The sequence below is a fragment of the Streptomyces sp. NPDC005878 genome (genome assembly GCF_040629815.1).
GTDB lineage: Bacteria > Actinomycetota > Actinomycetes > Streptomycetales > Streptomycetaceae > Streptomyces.
The window spans coordinates 157,072-179,239 of record NZ_JBEXWK010000007.1; the positions used below are offsets into that span (position 1 = coordinate 157,072).

At 72.0% G+C, this 22,168-nt stretch carries 18 protein-coding genes; 12 read left to right on the forward strand and 6 right to left on the reverse strand.

From position 1 onward, the window contains the following. Nucleotides 1–285 precede the first annotated feature (285 nt). Entirely contained in the window at nt 286–753 is a 468-nt protein-coding gene (locus ABZ404_RS14340; protein ID WP_358837232.1) for a hotdog fold thioesterase, read from the reverse strand. Nucleotides 754–830: 77 nt separating this feature from the next. Then, complete coding sequence (locus ABZ404_RS14345) at nt 831–3,113, reverse strand: FdhF/YdeP family oxidoreductase (RefSeq protein WP_358837233.1); 2,283 nt, start codon at nt 3,111–3,113, stop codon at nt 831–833. Nucleotides 3,114–3,245: 132 nt separating this feature from the next. Here ABZ404_RS14345 and polA point away from each other — a divergent pair, with 132 nt between their 5' ends. The 4 genes from polA to ABZ404_RS14365 all read left to right on the forward strand — a co-directional run bounded on the left by polA (nt 3,246) and on the right by ABZ404_RS14365 (nt 9,283). Next, nucleotides 3,246–5,954: a DNA polymerase I gene (polA, locus tag ABZ404_RS14350; RefSeq protein WP_358837234.1), complete on the forward strand. Its 2,709-nt coding sequence runs from the start codon at nt 3,246–3,248 to the stop codon at nt 5,952–5,954. 290 nt (nt 5,955–6,244) lie between these two features. Then, nucleotides 6,245–7,939 (forward strand): lytic murein transglycosylase, encoded by a 1,695-nt coding sequence (locus ABZ404_RS14355; protein ID WP_358834885.1) that lies wholly within the window; start codon nt 6,245–6,247, stop codon nt 7,937–7,939. A gap of 153 nt (nt 7,940–8,092) precedes the next feature. Next, nucleotides 8,093–8,251: an SPW_0924 family protein gene (locus tag ABZ404_RS14360; RefSeq protein ID WP_358834886.1), complete on the forward strand. Its 159-nt coding sequence runs from the start codon at nt 8,093–8,095 to the stop codon at nt 8,249–8,251. A gap of 42 nt (nt 8,252–8,293) precedes the next feature. Next, nucleotides 8,294–9,283 carry a DUF3068 domain-containing protein gene (locus ABZ404_RS14365; protein ID WP_358834887.1) on the forward strand — a complete coding sequence of 330 codons (990 nt, stop codon included), beginning with the start codon at nt 8,294–8,296 and terminating at the stop codon, nt 9,281–9,283. A 49-nt stretch (nt 9,284–9,332) separates the two neighbouring features. On the opposite strand, the gene hrpB is transcribed toward ABZ404_RS14365, so the two are convergent. Both hrpB and ABZ404_RS14375 read right to left on the reverse strand, forming a co-directional pair. Further along, nucleotides 9,333–11,936, reverse strand: a complete 2,604-nt coding sequence (hrpB, locus tag ABZ404_RS14370) for an ATP-dependent helicase HrpB (protein ID WP_358834888.1) — start codon at nt 11,934–11,936, stop codon at nt 9,333–9,335. 188 nt (nt 11,937–12,124) lie between these two features. After that, nucleotides 12,125–12,943 (reverse strand): methyltransferase domain-containing protein, encoded by an 819-nt coding sequence (locus ABZ404_RS14375; RefSeq protein WP_358834889.1) that lies wholly within the window; start codon nt 12,941–12,943, stop codon nt 12,125–12,127. 375 nt (nt 12,944–13,318) lie between these two features. Here ABZ404_RS14375 and rpsA point away from each other — a divergent pair, with 375 nt between their 5' ends. From rpsA to ABZ404_RS14400, 5 genes are all read left to right on the forward strand, one after another. Beyond that, entirely contained in the window at nt 13,319–14,827 is a 1,509-nt protein-coding gene (gene rpsA / locus ABZ404_RS14380) for a 30S ribosomal protein S1 (protein ID WP_067157914.1), read from the forward strand. A 257-nt stretch (nt 14,828–15,084) separates the two neighbouring features. Continuing rightward, nucleotides 15,085–16,023, forward strand: a complete 939-nt coding sequence (locus tag ABZ404_RS14385) for a PAC2 family protein (RefSeq protein WP_358834890.1) — start codon at nt 15,085–15,087, stop codon at nt 16,021–16,023. A gap of 104 nt (nt 16,024–16,127) precedes the next feature. Beyond that, nucleotides 16,128–16,730, forward strand: coding sequence for a dephospho-CoA kinase (coaE, locus tag ABZ404_RS14390; RefSeq protein ID WP_358834891.1), 603 nt, complete (start codon nt 16,128–16,130; stop codon nt 16,728–16,730). A gap of 63 nt (nt 16,731–16,793) precedes the next feature. After that, nucleotides 16,794–17,180 (forward strand): DUF3592 domain-containing protein, encoded by a 387-nt coding sequence (locus ABZ404_RS14395; RefSeq protein ID WP_358834892.1) that lies wholly within the window; start codon nt 16,794–16,796, stop codon nt 17,178–17,180. 93 nt (nt 17,181–17,273) lie between these two features. Beyond that, on the forward strand, nt 17,274–17,645 hold the full coding sequence (locus ABZ404_RS14400; RefSeq protein ID WP_358834893.1) for a tetratricopeptide repeat protein: 372 nt from the start codon (nt 17,274–17,276) through the stop codon (nt 17,643–17,645). Here the strand turns inward: ABZ404_RS14400 and ABZ404_RS14405 are convergent. Beyond that, a complete protein-coding gene (locus ABZ404_RS14405; RefSeq protein WP_358834899.1) occupies nt 17,642–17,902 on the reverse strand; it encodes a DUF6343 family protein in 261 nt (86 codons plus the stop codon). The genes ABZ404_RS14400 and ABZ404_RS14405 overlap by 4 nt on opposite strands. A gap of 121 nt (nt 17,903–18,023) precedes the next feature. On the opposite strand from ABZ404_RS14405, the gene ABZ404_RS14410 reads away from it, so the two are divergent. After that, nucleotides 18,024–18,965: an acyltransferase domain-containing protein gene (locus tag ABZ404_RS14410; protein ID WP_358834894.1), complete on the forward strand. Its 942-nt coding sequence runs from the start codon at nt 18,024–18,026 to the stop codon at nt 18,963–18,965. A gap of 49 nt (nt 18,966–19,014) precedes the next feature. Here the strand turns inward: ABZ404_RS14410 and ABZ404_RS14415 are convergent, their stop codons facing one another. Then, nucleotides 19,015–19,431, reverse strand: coding sequence for a hypothetical protein (locus ABZ404_RS14415; protein ID WP_358834895.1), 417 nt, complete (start codon nt 19,429–19,431; stop codon nt 19,015–19,017). A gap of 300 nt (nt 19,432–19,731) precedes the next feature. On the opposite strand from ABZ404_RS14415, the gene ABZ404_RS14420 reads away from it, so the two are divergent. Both ABZ404_RS14420 and ABZ404_RS14425 read left to right on the forward strand, forming a co-directional pair. Next, nucleotides 19,732–21,042, forward strand: a complete 1,311-nt coding sequence (locus ABZ404_RS14420; protein ID WP_358834896.1) for a lipase — start codon at nt 19,732–19,734, stop codon at nt 21,040–21,042. Nucleotides 21,043–21,111: 69 nt separating this feature from the next. Continuing rightward, nucleotides 21,112–22,161 (forward strand): alpha/beta hydrolase, encoded by a 1,050-nt coding sequence (locus ABZ404_RS14425; RefSeq protein WP_358834897.1) that lies wholly within the window; start codon nt 21,112–21,114, stop codon nt 22,159–22,161. The last annotated feature ends 7 nt before the right edge of the window (nt 22,162–22,168 follow it).

Here is a 22,168-nt window from a genome sequence, read left to right on the forward strand (position 1 = left end):
CTGCGAGTGGGGTGGGGGCTGTTGGGTCCGCGCCCTTTGGGTGCTTCGGTGCGCCGCAGGTTCACTTCCTCCGGCGGGAGGTGTCCGAGGGCCGGAGGCCGAGGACTTCAGGGGCGCGGGGAACTGCGCGACCAGCCCCCACCGGCCCGCGGATCAACACGGAGCGGGGTGCAGGGGGCGCAGCCCCCGCAACGGGGGCCCCGGGGGCGCGGCCCCCGGGAAACCCACCTCCCCCCGCCCACCCCCGGAGGGTTGAGGGAAGGGGCGGGGTGGGGGCATAACCCCTTACCCCCGCGCCCCCTCCGCATCCCGCAGCAGACAAGTAAGCCGAGCCGAACACACCCGCTTACCGTCCTCATCCGTGATCACGACCTCGTACGTCGCCGTGGACCGCCCCCGATGCACCGGCGTAGCCACCCCCGTGACCAGCCCACTGCGCACCCCTCGGTGATGCGTGCAGTTCAGATCCACGCCCACCGCGATCTTGGTGATCCCCCCGTGCAGCATCGCCCCCACGGACCCGAGCGTCTCGGCCAGCACGGCCGACGCCCCGCCGTGCAGCAGCCCGTACGGCTGGGTGTTGCCCTCGACCGGCATCGTGCCGACGACCCGCTCGGCCGAGGCCTCCAGGACCTGCACGCCCATCCGGGTGCCGAGGTGCCCCGCGGAGAACAGCGCGGGCAGGTCGATGCCCAGCGCCGCGTACTCGTCGACGACCCCCTGCGGGAACTTCACCTTGCTCTGCTCACCCATGGCGCGGGACTCCGATCGTGGTGGTCCGGTTCCGTCTCCGTGGCCGGCGGAACAAGCCGACCTGTCTGAGCGAACGCTTAGACGGTCGCCGATTGTTCCAGACGCACGATCACGGACTTGCTGGCAGGGGTGTTGCTGGTGTCCGCCGTGGAGTCCAGCGGCACCAGGACGTTGGTCTCCGGGTAGTACGCCGCCGCGCACCCCCGCGTCGTCGGGTAGTACACGACCCGGAACCCCGGCGCCCGCCGCTCCACCCCGTCCTTCCACTCGCTCACCAGGTCCGCGTACGCCCCGTCCGCGAAGCCCAGCTCCCGCCCGTCCTCCGGGTTCACCAGGACCACCCGGCGCCCGCCCTTGATGCCCCGGTAACGGTCGTCCAGGCCGTAGATCGTGGTGTTGTACTGGTCGTGCGAGCGCAGGGTCTGCAGCAGCAGCCGGCCCTCGGGCACCCTCGGATACTCCACCGGCGCCGCCGTGAAGTTGGCCTTGCCGGTGGCGGTGGGGAAGCGGCGCTCGTCGCGCGGCCCGTGCGGCAGCCGGAAGCCGCCGGGCTTCGCCACGCGCGCGTTGAAGTCCTCGAAGCCGGGGACCACGCGCGCGATACGGTCGCGGATCCGCGCGTAGTCCTTCTCGAACTCCTCCCACTCCACCGTCGATCCCGCACCGAGCGTGGCGCGCGCGAGGCGGGCGACGATGGCGGGCTCGGAGAGCAGGTGCGGGCTCGCGGGCCGCAGGTTGCCGCGCGAGGAGTGCACCAGCCCCATCGAGTCCTCGACGGTGACGAACTGCTTGCCGCTCTTCTGTACGTCCTTGTCCGTGCGCCCGAGCGTCGGCAGGATCAGCGCGCGCCGGCCGGTGACCGCGTGGGAGCGGTTGAGCTTGGTCGACACGTGGACGGTGAGCGAGGCGCGGCGCATCGCGGCCTCGGTGACCTCCGTGTCGGGCGTGGCGCCCACGAAGTTGCCGCCCATCGCGAAGAACACCTTGGCCCTGCCGTCGCGCAGCGCCTCGATGGCGCGGACCACGTCGTAACCGTGGTGGCGCGGCGGGGCGAAGCCGAACTCCTTCTCCAGCGCGTCGAGGAACGCGGGCGCGGGCCGCTCGAAGATGCCCATGGTGCGGTCGCCCTGGACGTTCGAGTGGCCGCGCACCGGGCAGACACCGGCGCCGGTGCGGCCGATGTTGCCGCGCAGCAGAAGGAAGTTGACCACTTCCCGGATGGTCGCGACCGCGTGCTTGTGCTGGGTCAGGCCCATCGCCCAGCAGACGATGGTGCGCCGGGAGGCGAGCGCCATGGACAGCGCCTGCTCGATCTCCGCGCGCGTGAGGCCCGTCGCGGCCAGCGTCTCGTCCCAGTCGGCGGCCCGCGCCGCCTCGGCGAACTCCTCGTACCCATGGGTGTGCTCGCGGACGAACAGCTCGTCCACGGCCCCCTCGGTCTCCACGATCATCTTGTTGAGCAGGCGGAACAGTGCCTGGTCGCCGCCGATGCGGATCTGGAGGAAGAGGTCGTTGAGCTTCTGGCCGCCGAGCGCCAGGCCCTTGGCGGTCTGCGGGTTCTTGAAGCGCTCCATGCCCGCCTCGGGCAGCGGGTTCACCGAGATGATCTTCGCGCCCGCCCGCTTGGCCTCTTCCAGGGCGGAGAGCATCCGGGGATGGTTGGTGCCCGGGTTCTGCCCGGCGACGATGATCAGGTCGGCCTGGTGCAGGTCCTCCAGGGAGACGCTGCCCTTGCCGATGCCGATGGTCTCGGTGAGCGCCGAGCCGGACGACTCGTGGCACATGTTGGAGCAGTCCGGCAGGTTGTTCGTGCCGAACTCGCGCGCGAAGAGCTGGAGCAGGAACGCGGCCTCGTTGCTGGTGCGCCCCGAGGTGTAGAAGAGCGCCTCGTCCGGCGAGTCCAGCGCCTTCAGCTCGTCCGCGATGATCTCGAACGCCCGCTCCCAGGTCACCGCCTCGTACCGGTCGGCGCCCTCCGGCAGGTACATCGGGTGGGTGATCCGGCCCTGCTGTCCCAGCCAGTACCCGCTGCGGCCCGCGAGGTCGGAGAGGGGGTGCGCGGCGAAGAAGTCCGGGGTGACGCGGCGCAGCGTCGCCTCCTCGGCGACCGCCTTCGCCCCGTTCTCGCAGAACTCCGCCACGTGCCGCTTGTCGCCCTCCGGCCAGGCGCAGCCCGGACAGTCGAAGCCGTCCTTCTGGTTGACCTTCAGCAGCGTCCGCGTCGCCCGGGCCACGCCCATCTGCTGCTGGGCCACCAGCGCCGTGTACCCGATCGCGGGCAGCCCGGCGGCGGCGTGCTTGGGCGGCTCGACCTGCGGCGCGTCCTGAACCGGGTCCCCTGCGGGCGGCTTGGTGGCCATGGCGCTCCCCTTCGAGCGACGTGTGCGATACGTACGGTTCCGATCCTGTCACGGACCACTGACAGCGGCCCCGGCGCGGTCCCCGCCGCACACTGGCGGGGATTGTCAGTGGGGCGTGGCAGGATCGGGGACGTGGCTGAGACGGCATCGAAGAAGACCCCTGACAACCGACCGCGCCTGCTCCTCATGGACGGGCACTCCCTGGCGTACCGGGCGTTCTTCGCGCTGCCCGCGGAGAACTTCACGACCGGAGCGGGTCAGCCGACCAACGCCGTGTACGGCTTCATGTCGATGCTGGCGAACACGCTGCGTGACGAGTCGCCCACGCACTTCGCGGTGGCGTTCGACGTGTCGCGCAAGACGTGGCGCTCCGAGGAGTTCCCCGAGTACAAGGCGAACCGCTCCAAGACCCCCGACGAGTTCCGCGGCCAGGTCGAGCTGATCGGCGAGCTCCTGGACGCGATGAACGCCCCGCGCTTCGCGACCGAGGGCTTCGAGGCCGACGACGTCATCGCGACGCTCGCCACCCAGGCCGAGGCCGAGGGCTTCGAGGTCCTCATCGTCACCGGCGACCGCGACGCCTTCCAGCTGGTCTCCGAGCACGTGACCGTGCTCTACCCCACCAAGGGCGTCTCCGAGCTGACCCGCTTCACCCCGGAGAAGGTCGAGGAGAAGTACGGCCTGACCCCGCGGCAGTACCCGGACTTCGCGGCGCTGCGCGGCGACCCGTCCGACAACCTGCCGGGCATCCCGGGCGTGGGCGAGAAGACCGCCGCGAAGTGGATCAACCAGTTCGGCTCCTTCGAGCAGCTGGTCGCGCGCGCGGACGAGGTCAAGGGCAAGGCCGGGCAGAACTTCAGGGACCACCTGGAGTCCGTCAGCCTCAACCGCCGCCTCACCGAGATGGTGCGCGACGTGGAGCTGCCCAAGGCCCCCGCCGACCTGGAGCGCCTGCCGTACGACCGGACGGCGCTGATCGGCGTCCTGGACGTGCTGGAGATCCGCAACGCGTCGCTGCGCGAGCGGCTGCTCGCGGTCGACCCGGGCGAGGGCGAGCAGGAGGCCCCGGCCCCCGCCGCCGGTGTGGAGCTGGACGGCGCGGTGCTGGGCGCGGGCGAGCTCGCCCCCTGGCTCGCCGAGCACGGCTCGGGGCCGCTCGGCCTGGCCACCGTGGACGCCTGGGCGCTCGGCACGGGCAGCGTGAGCGAGATCGCGCTGGCCGCCGCGGACGGCCCTGCCGCCTGGTTCGACCCCTCCGAGCTGGACGAGGCGGACGAGCGCGCCTTCGCCGCCTGGATCGCGGATGCCGCCAGGCCCAAGGTCCTGCACAACGCCAAGGCCGCGATGCGGGTCTTCCCCGAGCACGGCTGGAGCGTCGCGGGCGTCACCATGGACACGGCGCTCGCCGCGTACCTGGTCAAGCCCGGCCGCCGCTCCTTCGCCCTGGACGCGCTCTCCGTGGAGTACCTGGGGCGCGAGCTCGCCCCGGCCGCCGTCGACGGCCAGCTCGCCTTCGGCACCGACGACCAGGCCGAGGCCGAGGCCCTGATGACCCAGGCGCGCGCGGTCCTGGACCTGGGCGAGGCCTTCACCGAGCGGCTCAAGGAGGTCGGCGCCGCCGACCTGCTCCACGACGTCGAGCTGCCCACCTCGGCCCTCCTCGCCAAGATGGAGCGGTACGGCATCGCGGCCGACCGCGCCCATCTGGAGGCGATGGAGCAGCAGTTCGCGGGCGCGGTGCAGCAGGCCGTGAAGGAGGCGCACGCCTCGGTGGGCCACGAGTTCAACCTGGGCTCGCCCAAGCAGCTCCAGGAAGTCCTCTTCGGCGAGCTCGCCCTGCCCAAGACCAAGAAGACCAAGACGGGCTACACGACGGACGCCGACGCGCTGGCGTGGCTGGCCGCCCAGACCGAGCACGAGCTGCCGGTCATCATGCTGCGCCACCGCGAGCAGGCGAAGCTGCGCGTCACCGTCGAGGGTCTGATCAAGACCGTCGCGGCGGACGGCCGCATCCACACCACCTTCAACCAGACGGTCGCCGCGACCGGCCGCCTCTCCTCCACCGACCCCAACCTCCAGAACATCCCGGTGCGTACGGACGAGGGCCGCGCCATCCGCCGCGGCTTCGTGGTCGGCGAGGGCTTCGAGTCGCTGCTCACCGCCGACTACAGCCAGATCGAGCTGCGGGTGATGGCCCACCTCTCGGAGGACGCGGGCCTCATCGAGGCCTTCACCTCGGGCGAGGACCTGCACACCACGGTCGCCTCCCAGGTCTTCGGCGTCGACAAGACCCAGGTCGACCCGGAGATGCGCCGCAAGATCAAGGCCATGTCGTACGGCCTGGCCTACGGCCTCTCCGCGTTCGGCCTCTCCCAGCAGCTGAACATCGAGGCGGCCGAGGCGCGCGGCCTGATGGACACCTTCTTCGAGCGCTTCGGCGGCGTACGGGACTACCTCCAGCGCGTGGTGGAGGAGGCCAGGGCGACCGGTTACACGGAGACGATGCTGGGCCGCCGCCGCTATCTGCCGGACCTCAACAGTGACAACCGCCAGCGCCGCGAGATGGCCGAGCGGATGGCGCTCAACGCCCCGATCCAGGGCACGGCGGCGGACATCGTCAAGGTCGCCATGCTCAGGGTGGACCGGGCGCTGACCGAGGCGGGCCTCGACTCCCGGCTGCTGCTCCAGGTGCACGACGAAATCGTCCTGGAGGTCGCCCCCGGCGAGCGCGAGAAGGTCGAGGCGCTGGTCCGCCGGGAGATGGCCGCCGCGGTGTCGCTGCGCGCGCCGCTGGACGTCTCGGTGGGCGCGGGCGCGGACTGGGAGTCCGCCGCGCACTGAGCACGGGTCCGAGAGCGCCGGAGACGAGAGGACCTGCCCGCCGGGAGCCGCACCCGGCGGGCAGGCCGCCGCACGGCAGCCGCCGCGCGGACGCCCTGGCGCGGTAGCCCACGGAGGGGTCGAGCGACAACCGATTCCTCGCCATATCCCAGTGGCTCAGGGGTGACGAAGCGGTGAAAAGGTGAATAAGGGTCAAGGGGCGGTGTCGCGGCACCCGGTGGGTCCGTTAGGGTCTCCAGGAGCCTGCGCTGGGGAGCGCGAACTGCTGACCACGGGGAGGGGCTGGACACATGGCACCGCAGATCGGTCGACGGCTGCGCAAGGGGGCGACCACGACCGCTGTGGCCGCGGCGGCGGTGGCGGCGCTCTCCGCCTCCCAGGGCCCCGGAGTCCTGGCCGACGGCCCGGCGGGTGAACACGCGGCGTCCGGCACCCCGACGCCTCCCCCCGGAGCCCCGGCCAGCGGCAACTCGCCGTACTACACGGACCTTCCGCCCCTCGTCTCCCCGAACCCGCCGGCCACCCCGAGTACCGGTTCGCCCGTCCTCGGCGCCGACCAGCAGGGCATACCCGCGACGATTCTCGACGCCTACAAGAAGGCCGAGGCCGAACTCGCCCGCGACCGGGCCTCCTGCCACCTCCCCTGGGAGATACTCGCGGCCATCGGCAAGGTCGAGTCCGGCCAGGCCAACGGCGGCCAGGTCGACGCCAACGGCACCACCCTCAGCCCGATCCTGGGCCCGGTCCTCAACGGCGCCGGCTTCGCGAACATCACCGACACCGACAGCGGCGTCTACGACGGTGACGCGGTCCACGACCGCGCCGTCGGCCCCATGCAGTTCATCCCCTCCACCTGGGCGAGCTCCGGCCGCGACGGCAACGGCGACGGCCGCAAGGATCCCAACAACATCTACGACGCCTCGCTGGCCACCGCCTACTACCTGTGCGGCAACCGCGACCTCGCCGTCCAGTCCAAGCTGGACGAGGCGATTCTCAGCTACAACCACTCGCGGACGTACCTGACGACGGTCCAGTCGTGGTTCGACTACTACAAGCGCGGCACGCACGAGATCCCGAACGGTACGGGCGTGCTGCCCGGCAGCCGTAGCGACACCCCGGCCCGCCGCCCCGCCCACACGGTCCCGACCCCGGCTCCGCACCCGGCGAGCCCCACCCCGACGCCGAAGCCGAGCCCGTCCAGGCCGAGCCCCAAGCCGACGCACCCGGAGCCCGCCAAGCCGACCCCGAGCGAGCCCAGCTCGCCCAGGCCGCTGCCGTCGAAGAAGGCCAGCACGTTCGAGGACGCGGGCACCGCGCCCCTGACCGCCACCGCGGGCACCTCGTTCGAGGGCCGGCCCACGGCACGGGTCAAGGACCAGTTCGGCCGGCCGATGGGCAAGGCCACCGTCCGCTTCCAGATCACCGGCACCACCGACGCCCGCTTCCCGGACGGCGCCACCCAGGTCACGGTCACCACCGGCGCCGACGGCCGCGCCACCGCCCCCGCCCTGCTGGCGGGCGAGCAGAGCGGCACCTTCACCGTCCGGGCCACCGTCGCCGGTACCGGCCTGCCCGAGATCACGTGGACGGCCACCGTCAACGCCCGCCAGGCGGACGCCCTCGCGCGCACCGACACCAAGGAGCTGACGGCCGCCCCCGGCGCGGAGTTCGCCAACTACGTGGAGGTCAAGGCCACGTACAAGGGAGCCGTCGTCCCCGGTATCGCCGTCTCCGCCGCGATGATCGTCACGCCCGAGGCGCCCGCCGCCGGCACCCCGGTCGCCGACGCCAAGGTCAACGACAAGGGCCCCTACTTCAAGGACGAGAAGGGCAACCCCCTCCGGTCCCTCAAGGACCTGAAGACCGACGCCAAGGGTGTGCTGCGGCTCCCGAAGATCTACGCGGACGGCCAGACCGGGACCTTCGTGCTCCGCCTCACCACCCCCGGCGGCGGCACCCTCGACGTCCAGCTCAAGGTCGCCTGACCGCCTCGCCTCCCGCGGCCTCCCGCCGCCGTCGTCCACGGACCGCCCCCGCTGCCGCCAGTGCAGCGGGGGCGGTTCCACGTGTTCTCATCTCACCCCCGCGTTGCTACCGTGCCCCAATCCTGACGCCCCATCAGCTCCGGGAGGCCGAGCATGCGCGCCCTCGTCGCCGCGGCCATCGGGCTCGCCGCCGCCCTCGCCATCGTCCTGACCGTCACCGCGATCGGCGGCCCCGAGGGCACCACCTCGCCCAAGCCCCTGCTCACCACCGTCCCCACCGCCCCCGGGGCCGTCCCGCCCGGGAAGCAGTAGAAGAAGTAGAAGCAGCAGAAGACGTAGAGGAGAGCCGGCCGCATGCGACGCAAAGCCAGCCTGATCCTGCTCGCCCTCGCCGTCTTCTTCGCGGCCCTCTCACCGCTGCTGCGCTGGTATGCCTTCCCCCGGCTGGCCAAGGTCCCGCCCAGCCAGTATCAGGAGACGGTCCTGGAGGCCAGGAACGCCACCCTCATCGACTACCAGCGGTTCAGGTCCGTGACGGTCCCCAAGGTGACGATCGTGCAGACCCTCAAGGGCAACGTCGAGGAGTCCCGGAAGATCGAGAAGACCGCGGGCAGGGACGTCGTCGTATGGGACTCGCTGACGTATGTCCTCGACGACAAGGGCCAGTTCGTCTCCAAGATCCCCGAGCGCTATGTCTTCGACGCCCACAGCCAGGCCCCCGTCCACGCCACCGGCGAGATGGTCGACGGCGACCCGGTCAAGCGCGAGGGCCTGGAGTTCAAGTGGCCCTTCCTCACCGAGAAGCGGGACTACGAGTACTTCGACGCCCAGACCCGCACCACCGCCCCCATCCACTACAGGGGCACGACGACCTTCCACGGCCTGAAGGTCTACTACTTCGAGCAGACCGTCCCCTGGACCCAGGTCCCCTTCCCCAAGGCGATGCCCCTCGGCGTCACCCCCGAGGTCGCCAAGCAGACCGGTCTGACCCGGTGGTACTCCACCAAGCGGATGTTCTGGATCGACCCCGTGACCGGCGGACCGGTCAACGGCGAGGAGATCCATCAGGAGGAGCTCCGCAACGCCACGGCTCTGTTCGGCCAAGACAAGATCACCGCCTTCTCCGGTCATGTGAAGATGCGCGAGGACTACGTCGACCACACGGTCGCGCTGATCAAGAAGAACCGCACCCTGGTCCTGCTGCTCACCTCCTACCTTCCCTGGGGCTTCGCCGGACTCGGCGCCGCCCTGCTCGCCCTCTCCCTGTGGCTGGAGGCCCGCGGCCGCCGCCCCGACACCTCGGCCCCGACCACCCGCACCGAACCCGAGCCGGTCGGCGCGTGAACCCGGCACCCGTCGGCCGCGAGGGGAGCCCCGCCCGTGTTTTCGCAGGTCAGCGTTTGAGCCGGGCGTTGGTGTGGCGCGTCGGCCGAGCCTGCGAGGGGTCCTCCGGCCAGGGGTGCTTGGGATAGCGCCCGCGCAGCTCGGCACGGACCGCCCGGTACCCCTCCCGCCAGAAGTTCGCCAGGTCGGCGGTGACGGCGGCGGGCCGGCCCGCCGGGGACAGCAGATGTATGAGCACGGGCACCCCGGCGACCTCCGGCGTCCCCTCCAGCCCGAACATCTCCTGGAGCTTCACCGCGAGCACCGGCTGGGCGCCCCCGTACTCCACTCTGATCCGCGACCCGCTCGGCACCTCGATGCGCTCCGGGGCCAGCTCGTCCAGCCGCGCCGCCTCGCCGCCCGCCCACGGCAGCAGCCGCGTCAGCGCCTGCCCCGCGTCCAGCCGTCCCAGATCCGCCCGGCGCCGTGCCCGGGAGAGCTCCGGCTCCAGCCACTCCTCGGCCCGCGCGAGCAGTGCCTCCTCCGACACGTCCGGCCACGGCTCGCCCAGCGTCCGGTGCAGGAACGCCAACCGCTCCCGCAGCCCCACGGCATCCCGCGACCACCGCAGCAGCCCCGTGCCCTCCCTCGCCAGGCCGTCCAGGAGCGCCTGGCGCACCAGAGCGGGGTCGGGCTGCTTCAGCGGCCGCACCGACAGCTCCACCGCGCCCAGCCGCGCCACCTGACGGGCGACCACGTCGCCGTCCTCCCACCGCACCTCCTCACCCTCGGCCCCCAGCGGTCCGGCCACCGCCCGCGCGATGCCCTCGTCCACGACCGCGGCCAGCCGCACCCGCGCCGAGGCGGCCTGAACCGGTCGGTCCGCCACGGCCACCGCCAGCCACTCCGCACTGCGCAGCCCGGACCCCTGGCCCAGCTCGGCCCGGGTGCCGGACACCATCAGGAACGAGCCCTCGCCCCGAGCCCGGGCCACCCGCTCCGGAAACGCCAGCGCGGTGACCAGCCCGGCGACGGCATCGTCCGACCCCGACCCCGACCCCGCATCCGCACCGGGCGCCCGCCCCTGACCGGATGCCGGCCCCGGCGGGCTTCCGGAGCCGGAGTTCCCGGCGGACGGTGACGGGGAACCCGCCCCCGTGACCGCCGACGTCAGCCGCCGTACCTCCTGGCGCCAGCGCGCCCCGTATCCGTCGCCGCCCCGGCGAGCCGTGCGCCACGCCGCGGCCAGGTCGTCCCCGTACTCCCTCGGAGGCTCCTCGCTCAGCAGCGCCACCACCTCGGCCGCCCGGCGCGCGCCCACCTCGGCCGCGCCGTCGAGGAGCGCGCGGGCCAGCCGGGGATGCACCCCGAGCCTCGCCATCCGTACGCCCCGCTCAGTGGCCCGGCCGTCCTCGTCCACCGCGCCGATCGCGGTCAGGACAGAACGGGCCGCGGCCATCGCCCCGGCCGGCGGGGCGTCGAGCAGTGCCAGCCCCTGTGCGCTCGGATCGCCCCAGCACGCCGCCCGCAGGGCGAAGGACGCCAAGTCCGCGATCTTGATCTCGGGGGAGGGGAAGCGCGGGCGCCGGACGTCGTCGGCCGGTGCCCAGCACCGGTACACCGTGCCGAACGCCTCCCGGCCCGCCCGACCGAGGCGCTGGGTCGCCCCGGCGTCCGACACCGACACGGTCGCCAGCGACCCGAGACCCCGGGCGTGGTCCACGCGCGGCTCGCGGGCCAGTCCCGAGTCGACCACGATCCGTACCCCCGGCACGGTCAGACTGGATTCGGCCACGGAGGTCGCCAGGACCACCCGCCGACGCCCCTCGCCGCCCCGCAGCACCGCGTCCTGGACCGCCGCCGGAGCCCGCCCGTGCAACTGGAGGACTTCCGCGTCCACCCCGTCCAGCATCCCGGCCGTCCGGGCGATCTCGCCGGTGCCCGGCAGGAAGCAGAGCACATCGCCTTCGTGCTCCTCCAGGGCCAGCCGGACCGTCGCCGCGACATGGCGCAGCAGTTGCGGGTCCACCCAGGTGCCGTGGGCCGGGCGGATCCCGGCGGGCGGCGGGGCGTAGCGGATCGCCGCCCCGTGTCCCTGTCCCGTACTCCGCACCACCGGGGCGGGCCCCGAGCCGTCGGCGACGGTGAGAAGCCGCGACCAGGCCTCGGCGTCGCTGGTGGCGGACGCCGCGATCAGCTGGAGCTCCGGGCGCAGGGCGTCCCGTACGTCCACGAGGAAGGCGATCGCGGTGTCCGCGTCGAGATGGCGCTCATGGCACTCGTCGAGCAGCACCACGTCCACCCCGGCGAGCTCCGGGTCGCGCTGGAGCCGTTGCAGCAGGACGCCGGTGGTCACCACTTCGACGACCGTGCCGGGTCCGGTGCGCCGCTCCCCGCGCACGGAGAATCCGACGGCGTCGCCGACCTCCTGGCCCAGCAGCCAGGCCATCCGGCGGGCCGCGGCCCGGACCGCCATCCGCCGCGGCTCGGCCACCAGCACCCGCCGCCGCGGCCCGGCCCCGGTCAGCCCGGCCAGCGCCAGCGGCACCAGCGTGGTCTTGCCGGTGCCCGGCGGCGCGGACAGGACCGCCGTGCCGCGCCCGTCGAGTGCGCTCAGCAGCTCGGGCACGGCATGGCGAACGGGAAGACGCTCGATCGCGTCGGTTCGGATCACGACCACAGTTTCGTACGTCCCGGCCCGGCCCCGTCTCCGGTCATCCACAGACCAGCTGGTTTGTGGGTTTGTATGACTAAAGGGGCTGTGACGTCCGCGGTATCTGCGGTGTCTGCGTTGTCCGCGTCATCGGCGTCATCGGCGTCATCCGCGGTGTCGCGCCCTCCGCCGCCGGGGAACGGACGCGTCTAGTCCCGCTCGCACACGAAGATCGCCGTGCCCGGGATCAGGTTCCCCCGCAGCGGGGACCAGCCGCCCCACTCCTGCGTGTTCCACGCCGGCCACTCCGGCTCGACCAGGTCGAGCAGCCGGAAACCGCCGGCCACCACGTCCCGGACCCGGTCGCCCAGCGTCCGGTGGTGCTCGACGTACACCGCCTGCCCGGCCTCGTCCTGCTCCACGTACGGCGTGCGGTCGAAGTAGGACGCCGCCACGCTCAGCCCCTCCGGCCCCGGCTCGTCCGGGAACGCCCAGCGGATGGGATGCGTGACGCTGAAGACCCAGCGTCCGCCGGGACGCAGCACCCGCCGCACCTCACGGAAGACCCGTACGGGGTCCGCGACGAACGGGACCGCTCCGTACGCGGAGCACGCGAGGTCGAAGGAGCCGTCCGCGAAGGGAAGCGCGCCCGCGTCCGCCTCCACCAGCGGAATCGTTCCGCCGTCGATGCGCAGGGCGTGCTGGAGCTGGCGGTGCGAGAGGTCCAGGGCGACCGGCCGCGCGCCCTGGGCGGCCAGCCAGCGCGAGCACTGGGCCGCCCCGGCGCCGATCTCCAGGACGTCCCGCCCCTTCAGCGACTCCGCCGGGCCGAGCAACGCCGCGTCCGCCTCGTCCAGCCCCTCGGGACCCCAGACGAAACGGTCGTCCCCGAGAAACGCTCCGTGATCGGTCTGGTACTCGTCGGCGTTCCGGTCCCACCAGCCCCGGCTCGCCCGGCTGCTCTCCGCGTCGTCGGCGTCACGCCGCGTCGCGTCCGGCTCGTATTCGGCCTCGTACTCTTGGATCATCGTGTCCGTCGTTGTAGTTTGCGCAGAGCGCGAGCACGTGTTCGGCCCAACGACTTCTGCTGGGCCTTTATGGGTCAGCGTGGCCTCGGAGAACCTCAGTTGTGCCGGGAATGCGGGGATCCTCCCCGGGTGTGCGCCTTCGCGCATTGACCCTGTCCGGCTGCCCCCGTATGCTACAAGTTGCGCTGCGAGCCTGCGCACCTCAGACCTAGCAGGCGCGCTTCCATCTGTTGTATGTCCCCTCGGTTGTCGAGGCGCCATCCGGACCGACCCGGATAGGCGCTTCCCAGGCTGTCCGGCTTCTGCAGAGGCGATACGGGCTCTCGGCGTGGCAGTACCTACGACTTTCTGTCCGTAACCGGAGCCCTTTCCCACATGACGAGCAGCACCGAGACCACCTCTACCACTCCGCAGGTAGCGGTCAACGACATCGGTAACGAGGAAGCCTTCCTCGCCGCGATCGACGAGACGATCAAGTACTTCAACGACGGCGACATCGTCGACGGCGTCATCGTGAAGGTCGACCGGGACGAGGTCCTGCTCGACATCGGTTACAAGACCGAAGGCGTGATCCCGAGCCGCGAGCTCTCGATCAAGCACGACGTCGACCCGAACGAGGTCGTCAAGGTCGGCGACGAGATCGAGGCCCTGGTTCTCCAGAAGGAGGACAAGGAAGGCCGTCTGATCCTGTCCAAGAAGCGCGCTCAGTACGAGCGTGCCTGGGGCACGATCGAGAAGATCAAGGAAGAAGACGGCATCGTCACCGGTACCGTCATCGAGGTCGTCAAGGGTGGTCTCATCCTCGACATCGGCCTCCGTGGCTTCCTGCCGGCCTCTCTCGTCGAGATGCGTCGTGTCCGCGACCTCCAGCCCTACGTGGGCAAGGAGCTCGAGGCGAAGATCATCGAGCTGGACAAGAACCGCAACAACGTGGTCCTGTCCCGCCGCGCCTGGCTCGAGCAGACCCAGTCCGAGGTTCGCCAGACGTTCCTCACCACCCTGCAGAAGGGTCAGGTCCGCTCCGGCGTCGTCTCCTCGATCGTCAACTTCGGTGCCTTCGTGGACCTGGGTGGCGTCGACGGTCTCGTGCACGTCTCCGAGCTGTCCTGGAAGCACATCGACCACCCGTCCGAGGTTGTCGAGGTCGGCCAGGAAGTCACCGTCGAGGTCCTCGACGTCGACATGGACCGCGAGCGTGTCTCCCTGTCGCTGAAGGCGACGCAGGAGGACCCGTGGCAGCAGTTCGCCCGTACGCACCAGATCGGGCAGGTCGTCCCCGGTAAGGTCACCAAGCTCGTTCCGTTCGGTGCGTTCGTGCGCGTCGACGAGGGCATCGAGGGCCTGGTCCACATCTCCGAGCTGGCCGAGCGCCACGTGGAGATCCCGGAGCAGGTCGTCCAGGTCAACGACGAGATCTTCGTCAAGGTCATCGACATCGACCTCGAGCGTCGTCGGATCTCGCTGTCCCTGAAGCAGGCCAACGAGTCCTTCGGTGCCGACCCGGCGTCGGTCGAGTTCGACCCGACCCTGTACGGCATGGCCGCGTCCTACGACGACCAGGGCAACTACATCTACCCCGAGGGCTTCGACCCCGAGACCAACGACTGGCTCGAGGGCTACGAGACCCAGCGCGAGGCGTGGGAGGGCCAGTACGCCGAGGCGCAGCAGCGCTTCGAGCAGCACCAGGCCCAGGTCATCAAGTCCCGCGAGGCCGACGAGGCCGCCGCTGCCGAGGGCGCTGCCGCCCCGGCCGCCGGTGGCAACGCCGGTGCCGGCATCTCGGGTGGTTCGTACTCCTCGGAGTCGGACGACAACTCCGGCGCCCTGGCGTCGGACGAGGCCCTGGCTGCCCTGCGCGAGAAGCTGGCGGGTGGCCAGAGCTGACGCTCTGACCCCGGTCGGTAGATAGCCGAAAGGTAAGGCCCGCTCCCCATGGGGGAGCGGGCCTTACCTCGTTCCCGCCCCATGGTCCTTCGGGACGCCTTCCTCGTGGGCATGTCGCGGTCCGGACCAGCGGCCGGAAATCGCGGCCGGGGTCCCGTACCGGCCGCAGTGAGAACAGCATGTGAAACGGACGCGCGCGGGAATGCCGCTGTCGCATGGGGCGTTCTTCCCTACGAACACGAGGAGGAGCGGTAATCGTGCTTGATCCGCAGGGTTTGTACGAATGGGAGCCGAAGGGCCTCGCAGTCGTCGACATGGCGCTCGCGCAGGAGTCGGCCGGCCTGGTCATGCTGTACCACTTCGACGGATACATCGATGCGGGTGAGACCGGCGAGCAGATCGTCGGGAAGCTGTTGGACAGCCTGCCCCACCAGGTGGTGGCCCGCTTCGACCACGACAGACTCGTCGACTACCGCGCCCGCCGACCGCTGTTGACTTTCAAGCGGGACCGCTGGGCCGACTTCGAGACGCCCGCGATCGAGGTGCGCCTGGTGCAGGACGCCACGGGCGCGCCGTTCCTGCTGATGTCGGGCCCCGAGCCGGACGTGGAGTGGGAGCGGTTCGCGGTCGCCGTACGGCAGATCGTGGAGCGCCTCGGCGTACGCCTTTCGGTCAACTTCCACGGCATCCCGATGGGCGTTCCGCACACCCGCCCCGTCGGCATCACACCGCACGGCAACCGCACCGATCTGATGCCCGGTCACCGCTCGCCCTTCGACGAGGCGCAAGTGCCCGGCAGCGCCGAGTCGTTGATCGAGTACCGCCTGATGGAGGCCGGGCACGACGTCCTGGGCGTGGCCACGCACGTCCCGCACTACGTGGCGCGCTCGGCCTACCCGGACGCGGCGCTGACCGCCCTGGAGGCGATCACGGCCGCCACCGGCCTGGTGTTGCCGAGCATCGCCCACGGGCTGCGCACCGAGGCGCAGCGCACCCAGACGGAGATCGAGCGCCAGATCGGCGAGGGCGACGAGGAACTCGTCACGCTGGTGCAGGGACTTGAGCACCAGTACGACGCGGTCGCGGGCGCCGAGACCCGGGGCAACCTGGTGGCCGAACCGGCGGACCTGCCGTCCGCCGACGAACTGGGCCGGGAGTTCGAGCGGTTCCTCGCGGAGCGCGAGGGAGACCTCTGACGAGGGCCGGGCGTTGACCGCCGTAGTCGGCGAGAGGTCCGCGGGTCGCGCCGCCCGCGGACCTCTTACCGATGGCGCGGGCGGCATCCCCTAGGCTGCCGCTCATGCTGAAGGTGGGCCTGACCGGCGGAATCGGCGCCGGCAAGAGCGAAGTGTCGCGGATGCTCGTCTCCTACGGGGCGGTGCTGATCGACGCCGACAAGATCGCCCGAGAGGTCGTCGAGCCCGGAACAGCGGGTCTGGCGGCGGTGGTCGAGGCGTTCGGCAGCGGGATCCTCGCGGCGGACGGCACCCTGGACCGTCCCGCCCTGGGCGCGATCGTCTTCGCCGACCCCGCGAAGCTCGCGGTCCTGAACGGCATCGTCCATCCGCTGGTGGGCGCGCGCTCGGCGGAGCTGGAGGCGGCCGCGGGCCCGGACTCGGTCGTGATCCACGACGTCCCGCTGCTGACCGAGAACGGCTTGGCGCCCCTGTACGACCTCGTGGTGGTCGTCGACGCCGCGCCCGCCACCCAGCTCGACCGGCTGACCCGGCTGCGCGGCATGGCGAAGGCCGAGGCCGAGGCCCGGATGGCGGCCCAGGCGACGCGTGAACAGCGCCTCGCCGTCGCGGATCTGGTCATCGACAACGACGGCCCCCTGGAGGCGCTGGAGCCGCAGGTCGCCGAGGTGTGGGCCGAGCTCGTGGAGCGCGCCGACGCCCGCTAGGCTCCGTCGGCGGGAAGTCTCAAATCGCCGCCCCGCCGCGCCTCCCGGGATTACGATCCCGGTGTGCTCTTCGTACTGGCGGGTTTCACGGTCTTCGGCGGGCTGGTGGCGCTGCTGGCCGGTGCGTACGGACTGCGCGAGACCCGGCGCCTTGCGGCGGCGGGCGACGCCGTCTGGGCGCTGGTCAAGCCCGCCCCGCCCGGGTCCGGGCGCCCCCTCCTCCAGTACGAGACGGCCGACGGCCGCGTCCTGGAGCTGCCGTCCCCCGTACCGCCCACGCGCCGCGAGCCGCTGACGCCCGGCGGCCGCGTCCACCTCTCCTACGACCCGGCCGACCCGCGCGAGGTCGTTCTGCTGGGCCGGGAACGAACCGGCCTCGACCGTACGTTCATAGCGGCGGGAGCCGCCGTAGTGGCAGTGGGCCTGATCCTGGCGGTCGCCGCGCTGTGAGCGGGCCTCGCACTCCGCGACGGAGGGAAGGAGTACGGAATAGGGGAACTGGGCAGTGCGTTGTCAACGCGCAGCGAGGGAAAGGACTCGACCGTGGCCGAGAGCACCCCGGAAACGCACGTCATCGACTTCCGCGCGGCGGAGCAGCTGCTGGCCGCCCGGGATCCTCGCGGCGCGGTGAAGCTCCTCGACTCGGTCATCGCGGCCCACCCGGAGAACACCGCCGCCCGCCTCCTGCGCGCCCGCGCGTTCTTCGCCTCGGCGCAACTGCGCGCGGCGGAGCTGGAGTTCCAGCTGGTCCTGGAGCGCGAACCGGACAACGCCTTCGCCCACTTCGCCCTGGCCCGCACCTACGAACGGACGGCCCGGCCCGACCAGGCCGTCCGCCACTTCCGCCTCGCCGCCGCCCTGGACCCCAAGCCGGAGTACGTGGAGGCGGCCCGGTTCGACACGGACGAGGGCTAACGCCGTCGCGGCGGCTCGTACGGGGGGATGTCCGGGCCCGGCTGGTAGTGAGGTCCCTGGTGGATGTGGTGAACGATCATCGCCAGGTCGACGGTGACCAGCAGGGCGAGGGCCGCGCACGCGGCCGTCCACCCGGGGCGGCCCTCCAGGGCGAAGCCCGCCGTGCCCGCCAGGGCCCAGATCAGACCCCACACGCTCAGCCAGAACCGCATCCGCAGCGGACTGCGTGCGGTCGAGGGTTCACTCCCAGTGCGCATGGTCATCGCCTCTTCCAGGGAAATTTTACCCATGGGGTGGCTGGTTCGAGCGGTCCGGTGGGAGCCGGCTTCTGGGGTGATCCGCCCCTTCCTCACCCGAGTCCCGCATAGGGTGACGCGCATGGTGGACGAGGACGCCCGGTTACCGGCGGGGGACGAGCTGCCCGAGATGCTGCTCGACCTCGCCGTGCCGCACGAGGACATCGACGAACTGGTGGGCGTCGCGCGGCGGGTGGAGAGCGACCCGGACGCCCGCAGGCTGCTGGGGGAGTCCGTGCGGGCGCTCGTCCGCGAGATCGGGAACGTGGGATTCCAGCCGGACCTTCCCCCGGTTCCGCAGGACCTGGGGGGCTCGCAAGGGGGCCCGGGGGCGGCGGTCCGGCGCCTCTTCCCCGTCCTCACCCTGCTCGCCGCACTGCCGCATACGCGCGCGTACCACGAGGAACGGGCCGTGCCCGCGGACATCGCCCGCCGCACCCTCGCCGACTTCGGACGCTGTCTCGCCCTCACCCGCCGGCGCCACGGCAGCACCGGCCTGATGGCGCCGCACTGGCTCTGGCACCACTTTCGCGGTGAGCTCTACCAGCTGGGACGGCTTCAGTTCCAGCGCGCCCGGCTTGGCCGGCGCACCGGAGAGGCGGTGCGGGCCGCCGGGCTGCCGCTCGGCCCCGGAGACGCCTGCCTCAGCATCCACGTCCCGGGCTGCCGCGGACCGCTGACGCCCGAGGCGTGCGATGCCTCCCTCGCGCTGGCCAAGGACTTCTTCGCGCTCCACTACCCGGAGGAGTCCTATCGCGTCGCCGTCTGCCACTCATGGCTGCTGGACACACAGTTGGACAGATACCTGCCCGAGCAGTCGAACATCGTCCGCTTCCAGCGCCGGTTCCACATCCCGTACCGGGAGACGGAACCGGACGACGGAACTCCGGTCTTCTTCGTCTTCGGGGATCCGGACCTGCCCGTGGAGACCCTGCTCCAGCGGACGGCCGTGGAACGCGCGGTCGCGGGCCATCTGCTCGCGGGCGGGCACTGGTACGGCGGCCACGGATGGTTCGAGCTGTGACCCGGCGGCCGGACGGGCGGGATGGTGCCGGGCAGTGGCCCCCGCGCCGTCAGTGCACGAACGCGTAGCTGCGCCAGGGCGGTGTGTTGGGCGCGATGTTGTCGCCGAGGCGGCTCGGGACGTACGTCATCTCCTTGCCGCGGCAGTCGAGGGTCCGGTACAGGCGGACGTCCGCCAGCGTGTTGTTGTGGACAGTCGTCGCACCCGTCGGCGCCATCCGGTGGCAGCCCTTGACGGGCGGACTGCCGATCTTGACGACCCGCTCCGCCGACGTCGCGTACGAGAAGGTGCCGACCGCCGTACGGTCGAGGTTGGCGCAGGCCGAGGCGGCGAGCGTGAGGAGCGCGGCCCCGCCGGTGAGGGCGAGCCGCCCGGCGGACGCCGATCGCGGCCGGGGGGAGCGCCGGGCCGCGGACGGGGACGGCTCGGAGGGGCGCGGCGCGGGCGGGGACACAGGCACGGACATGGGCGGTCCTCGTCTGTACGGAGTACGGCGGGTGGTACGGCGGTCAGTACCGTCACCCTGCCCGCTCGGCGCCACCCGGGCATCCCGTGCGCGGCCGGCCGGGCGACCCGCCCCCTGCGGCCCCGGCCGATGGCTCCCCATGTGAGCGTCCCCATACCCGCCGGTCCGCTTATGTGGTGCGCACACATCCCGTACTCCCGTACCGCCTGCCTAGCGTCAGGGTCGTAGCCAGATCAGCCTAGGCAAGGGGGCCCGGACGTGCGCAGCAGACACCGTGGGGGATGGAGAGCGGCTCTGGCCGTGACAGCGGCACTCGGCGCGCTCCTGGCGTCCGGAGGGGCCGCCAGCGCCGGAAGCACGGCCGTCACCACAAGCACCGCCACCGCCGGGGCCACGGCCGCGGGGAGCGGCACCGCCGCCCCGCCCTCGTACCTGTCCCTGGAAGCCTCCTACGGCTCCGGCACGGTCACCAACGGCTGGGAGAGGGTCGAGCGCTACCGCGACACCACCCCGGGCTTCCAGACGGCCGGCGCCGAGGGCTATCCGCCGGACGGGCGGGGCAACCAGGACGGCGTCCGGGTCACGTACTTCGGAGGCGTCGCCCGCCCCACCTCGGACCGCTTCCTGCTCTACTCGGCGCCCGGCTGGAACACCGGCGCCAAGGCCACCCCCGTCCTGCTGGTGCACGGCGCCAACGACTCCGCCGACCGGGCCTGGGCCAACCCCGGCGAGTCCGGCGGCTACGGCTGCGGCGCCCTGTCGTGCCCCTCGACCGGGATGATGCAGTACCTCGCGGCCCGTGGTCACCGTGTCTTCGCCATCGGTTTCGCCCACAAGCAGGGCGACAACCTGATGCAGGCGCAGGCCGTCGGGGACGCCGTCGCCCTCATCAGGGCGAAGCTGGGAGTCGCCCGCGTGGATCTGGTCGGCTGGAGCAAGGGGGAGCTTTCCGCGCGCGCGTACGTCTCGTCCCTCAAGCCGGCCTGGGGGCGCGCCTATGCCGGTGACGTACGGAAGCTGATCACGCTCGGCGGCCCCAACGGCGGCTTCGACTACCCGTACGCCCACGGCTGGGCGCACGACTTCTCGATCTGGCCGGAGTGCGGCGGCAAGATCAACGCGCCCTCTCCGCACTCCCGGATGACCTGCTACGGGACCTACACCGCGCACCCCGAGTTCTCCATGACGCCCTCCGGCGGCTACGACGACTACCCCGGGCAGCGACAGATGCTGGCCCGCTGGGACGGCGTGTACGGCGTCGACCAGGCGGCGCAGGACTGGTACACGACGTACTACGGAGGCCAGGGCTTCTACACGGCCGGCGACGGCATCCAGCCGGCCATCGACGCGGGTTCGCTCGTCGCCCCGTTGCAGCGGGCCGGAGTCCCCGCCTCCGTCACCACGTACCTGCTGGCGGGCGGCTCGCCCGACGTCGTGGGCATCTTCAACGAGAACCGGGGCCCGAGCGACGGCGTCGTCTTCGTCTCCAGCGCGCTCGACACGACCGGTGTCGCCACCGTCGGCGGCAAGGCGACCGTGACCGGCGCCAACCACCTCGAACTGGGCTGGGACAGCGCCTCGCAGGCCCAGGTCGCCACCTGGCTGGGCTGAGCCCTCACCGTCCCGCCGCATCCGTACCACTGCCTCCGCAGGAGAGCCCGAAGTCGAAGGACGGCCCGTATGCCCCCGCTCACCGCACGCCGGGTACCGACCGCCCGGCTCACCCAGCACATCCTGGAGGACGCCTCCAGGAACGCGGGTGAGCCGGTCGTCTTCGTGCACGGAAACGTCTCCTCGTCCGCCTTCTGGCAGGACGCCATGCTCGCCCTGCCCGAGCGCTACCGCCCGGTCGCGGTCGACCTGCGCGGGTTCGGCGGCACCGATCCGCTGCCGGTGGACGCCACCCGTGGGCTGCGCGACTACGCCGACGACCTGGCGGCACTCCTTGAGGCGTTGCATATGGAGCGCGCACACCTCGTTGGCTGGTCCATGGGCGGCGGTGTGGTGCTGCAACACATGCGGGACCGGCCCGCCCTGGTGCGGTCACTGACACTCGTCAACCCGGTGTCCCCGTACGGCTTCGGCGGCACCAGGGGGGTGGAGGGCCGCCTCAACGCGCCGGACGGGGCCGGTTCGGGCGGTGGCACCGCAAGCCCCGAGTTCGTGCGGCGGCTGGCGGAGGGCGACCGGGGCGAGGAGTCACCGCTCTCGCCCCGCAGCGTGCTCGCGCGCTGCTACGTCCGGCCGCCGGTACGGCCGGACCGGGAGGACGACTACGTGGAGGCGATGCTGAGCACCCGGCTCGGCGATGACCACTACCCCGGTGACAGCAGGCCCAGCGAGGCCTGGCCCGGCGTCGCCCCGGGCACGCGCGGGGTGCTCAACTGCCTCGCCCCGACCCACTTCCGCCTCGACGACCTGCACACCGCTCTCGCCGGGCTCCCCGCGAAGCCACCGGTGACCTGGGTGCGCGGCGAGGACGACGTGATCGTCTCCGACACCTCGCTCTTCGACCTCGCCCATCTGGGCGCGATCGGCGCGGTGCCGGGCTGGGACGGCACCCCGGCGCAGCCCATGATCGCCCAGACACGGCATGTTCTCGCCCTTTACGCGCGCGTGGGCGGCGCGGTACGAGAGATCACGGTGCCCGGCGCAGGGCACGCGGTGCACGTCGAACGCCCCGAGGAGTTCGGCGCCGCCCTGCTGGAGACGCTGGCCGAAGGAGTCTGAGGCGCGG

Bases quoted from the DNA above. Each gene is read 5' to 3' on its own strand.
- ABZ404_RS14340 (WP_358837232.1), bottom strand. From the start codon at position 753: ATGGGTGAGCAGAGCAAGGTGAAGTTCCCGCAGGGGGTCGTCGACGAG.
- ABZ404_RS14345 (WP_358837233.1), bottom strand. From the start codon at position 3,113: ATGGCCACCAAGCCGCCCGCAGGGGACCCGGTTCAGGACGCGCCGCAG.
- ABZ404_RS14355 (WP_358834885.1), top strand. From the start codon at position 6,245: ATGGCACCGCAGATCGGTCGACGGCTGCGCAAGGGGGCGACCACGACC.
- ABZ404_RS14360 (WP_358834886.1), top strand. From the start codon at position 8,093: ATGCGCGCCCTCGTCGCCGCGGCCATCGGGCTCGCCGCCGCCCTCGCC.
- ABZ404_RS14365 (WP_358834887.1), top strand. From the start codon at position 8,294: ATGCGACGCAAAGCCAGCCTGATCCTGCTCGCCCTCGCCGTCTTCTTC.
- ABZ404_RS14375 (WP_358834889.1), bottom strand. From the start codon at position 12,943: ATGATCCAAGAGTACGAGGCCGAATACGAGCCGGACGCGACGCGGCGT.
- rpsA (WP_067157914.1), top strand. From the start codon at position 13,319: ATGACGAGCAGCACCGAGACCACCTCTACCACTCCGCAGGTAGCGGTC.
- coaE (WP_358834891.1), top strand. From the start codon at position 16,128: ATGCTGAAGGTGGGCCTGACCGGCGGAATCGGCGCCGGCAAGAGCGAA.
- ABZ404_RS14405 (WP_358834899.1), bottom strand. From the start codon at position 17,902: ATGCGCACTGGGAGTGAACCCTCGACCGCACGCAGTCCGCTGCGGATG.
- ABZ404_RS14410 (WP_358834894.1), top strand. From the start codon at position 18,024: ATGGTGGACGAGGACGCCCGGTTACCGGCGGGGGACGAGCTGCCCGAG.
- ABZ404_RS14415 (WP_358834895.1), bottom strand. From the start codon at position 19,431: ATGTCCGTGCCTGTGTCCCCGCCCGCGCCGCGCCCCTCCGAGCCGTCC.
- ABZ404_RS14425 (WP_358834897.1), top strand. From the start codon at position 21,112: ATGCCCCCGCTCACCGCACGCCGGGTACCGACCGCCCGGCTCACCCAG.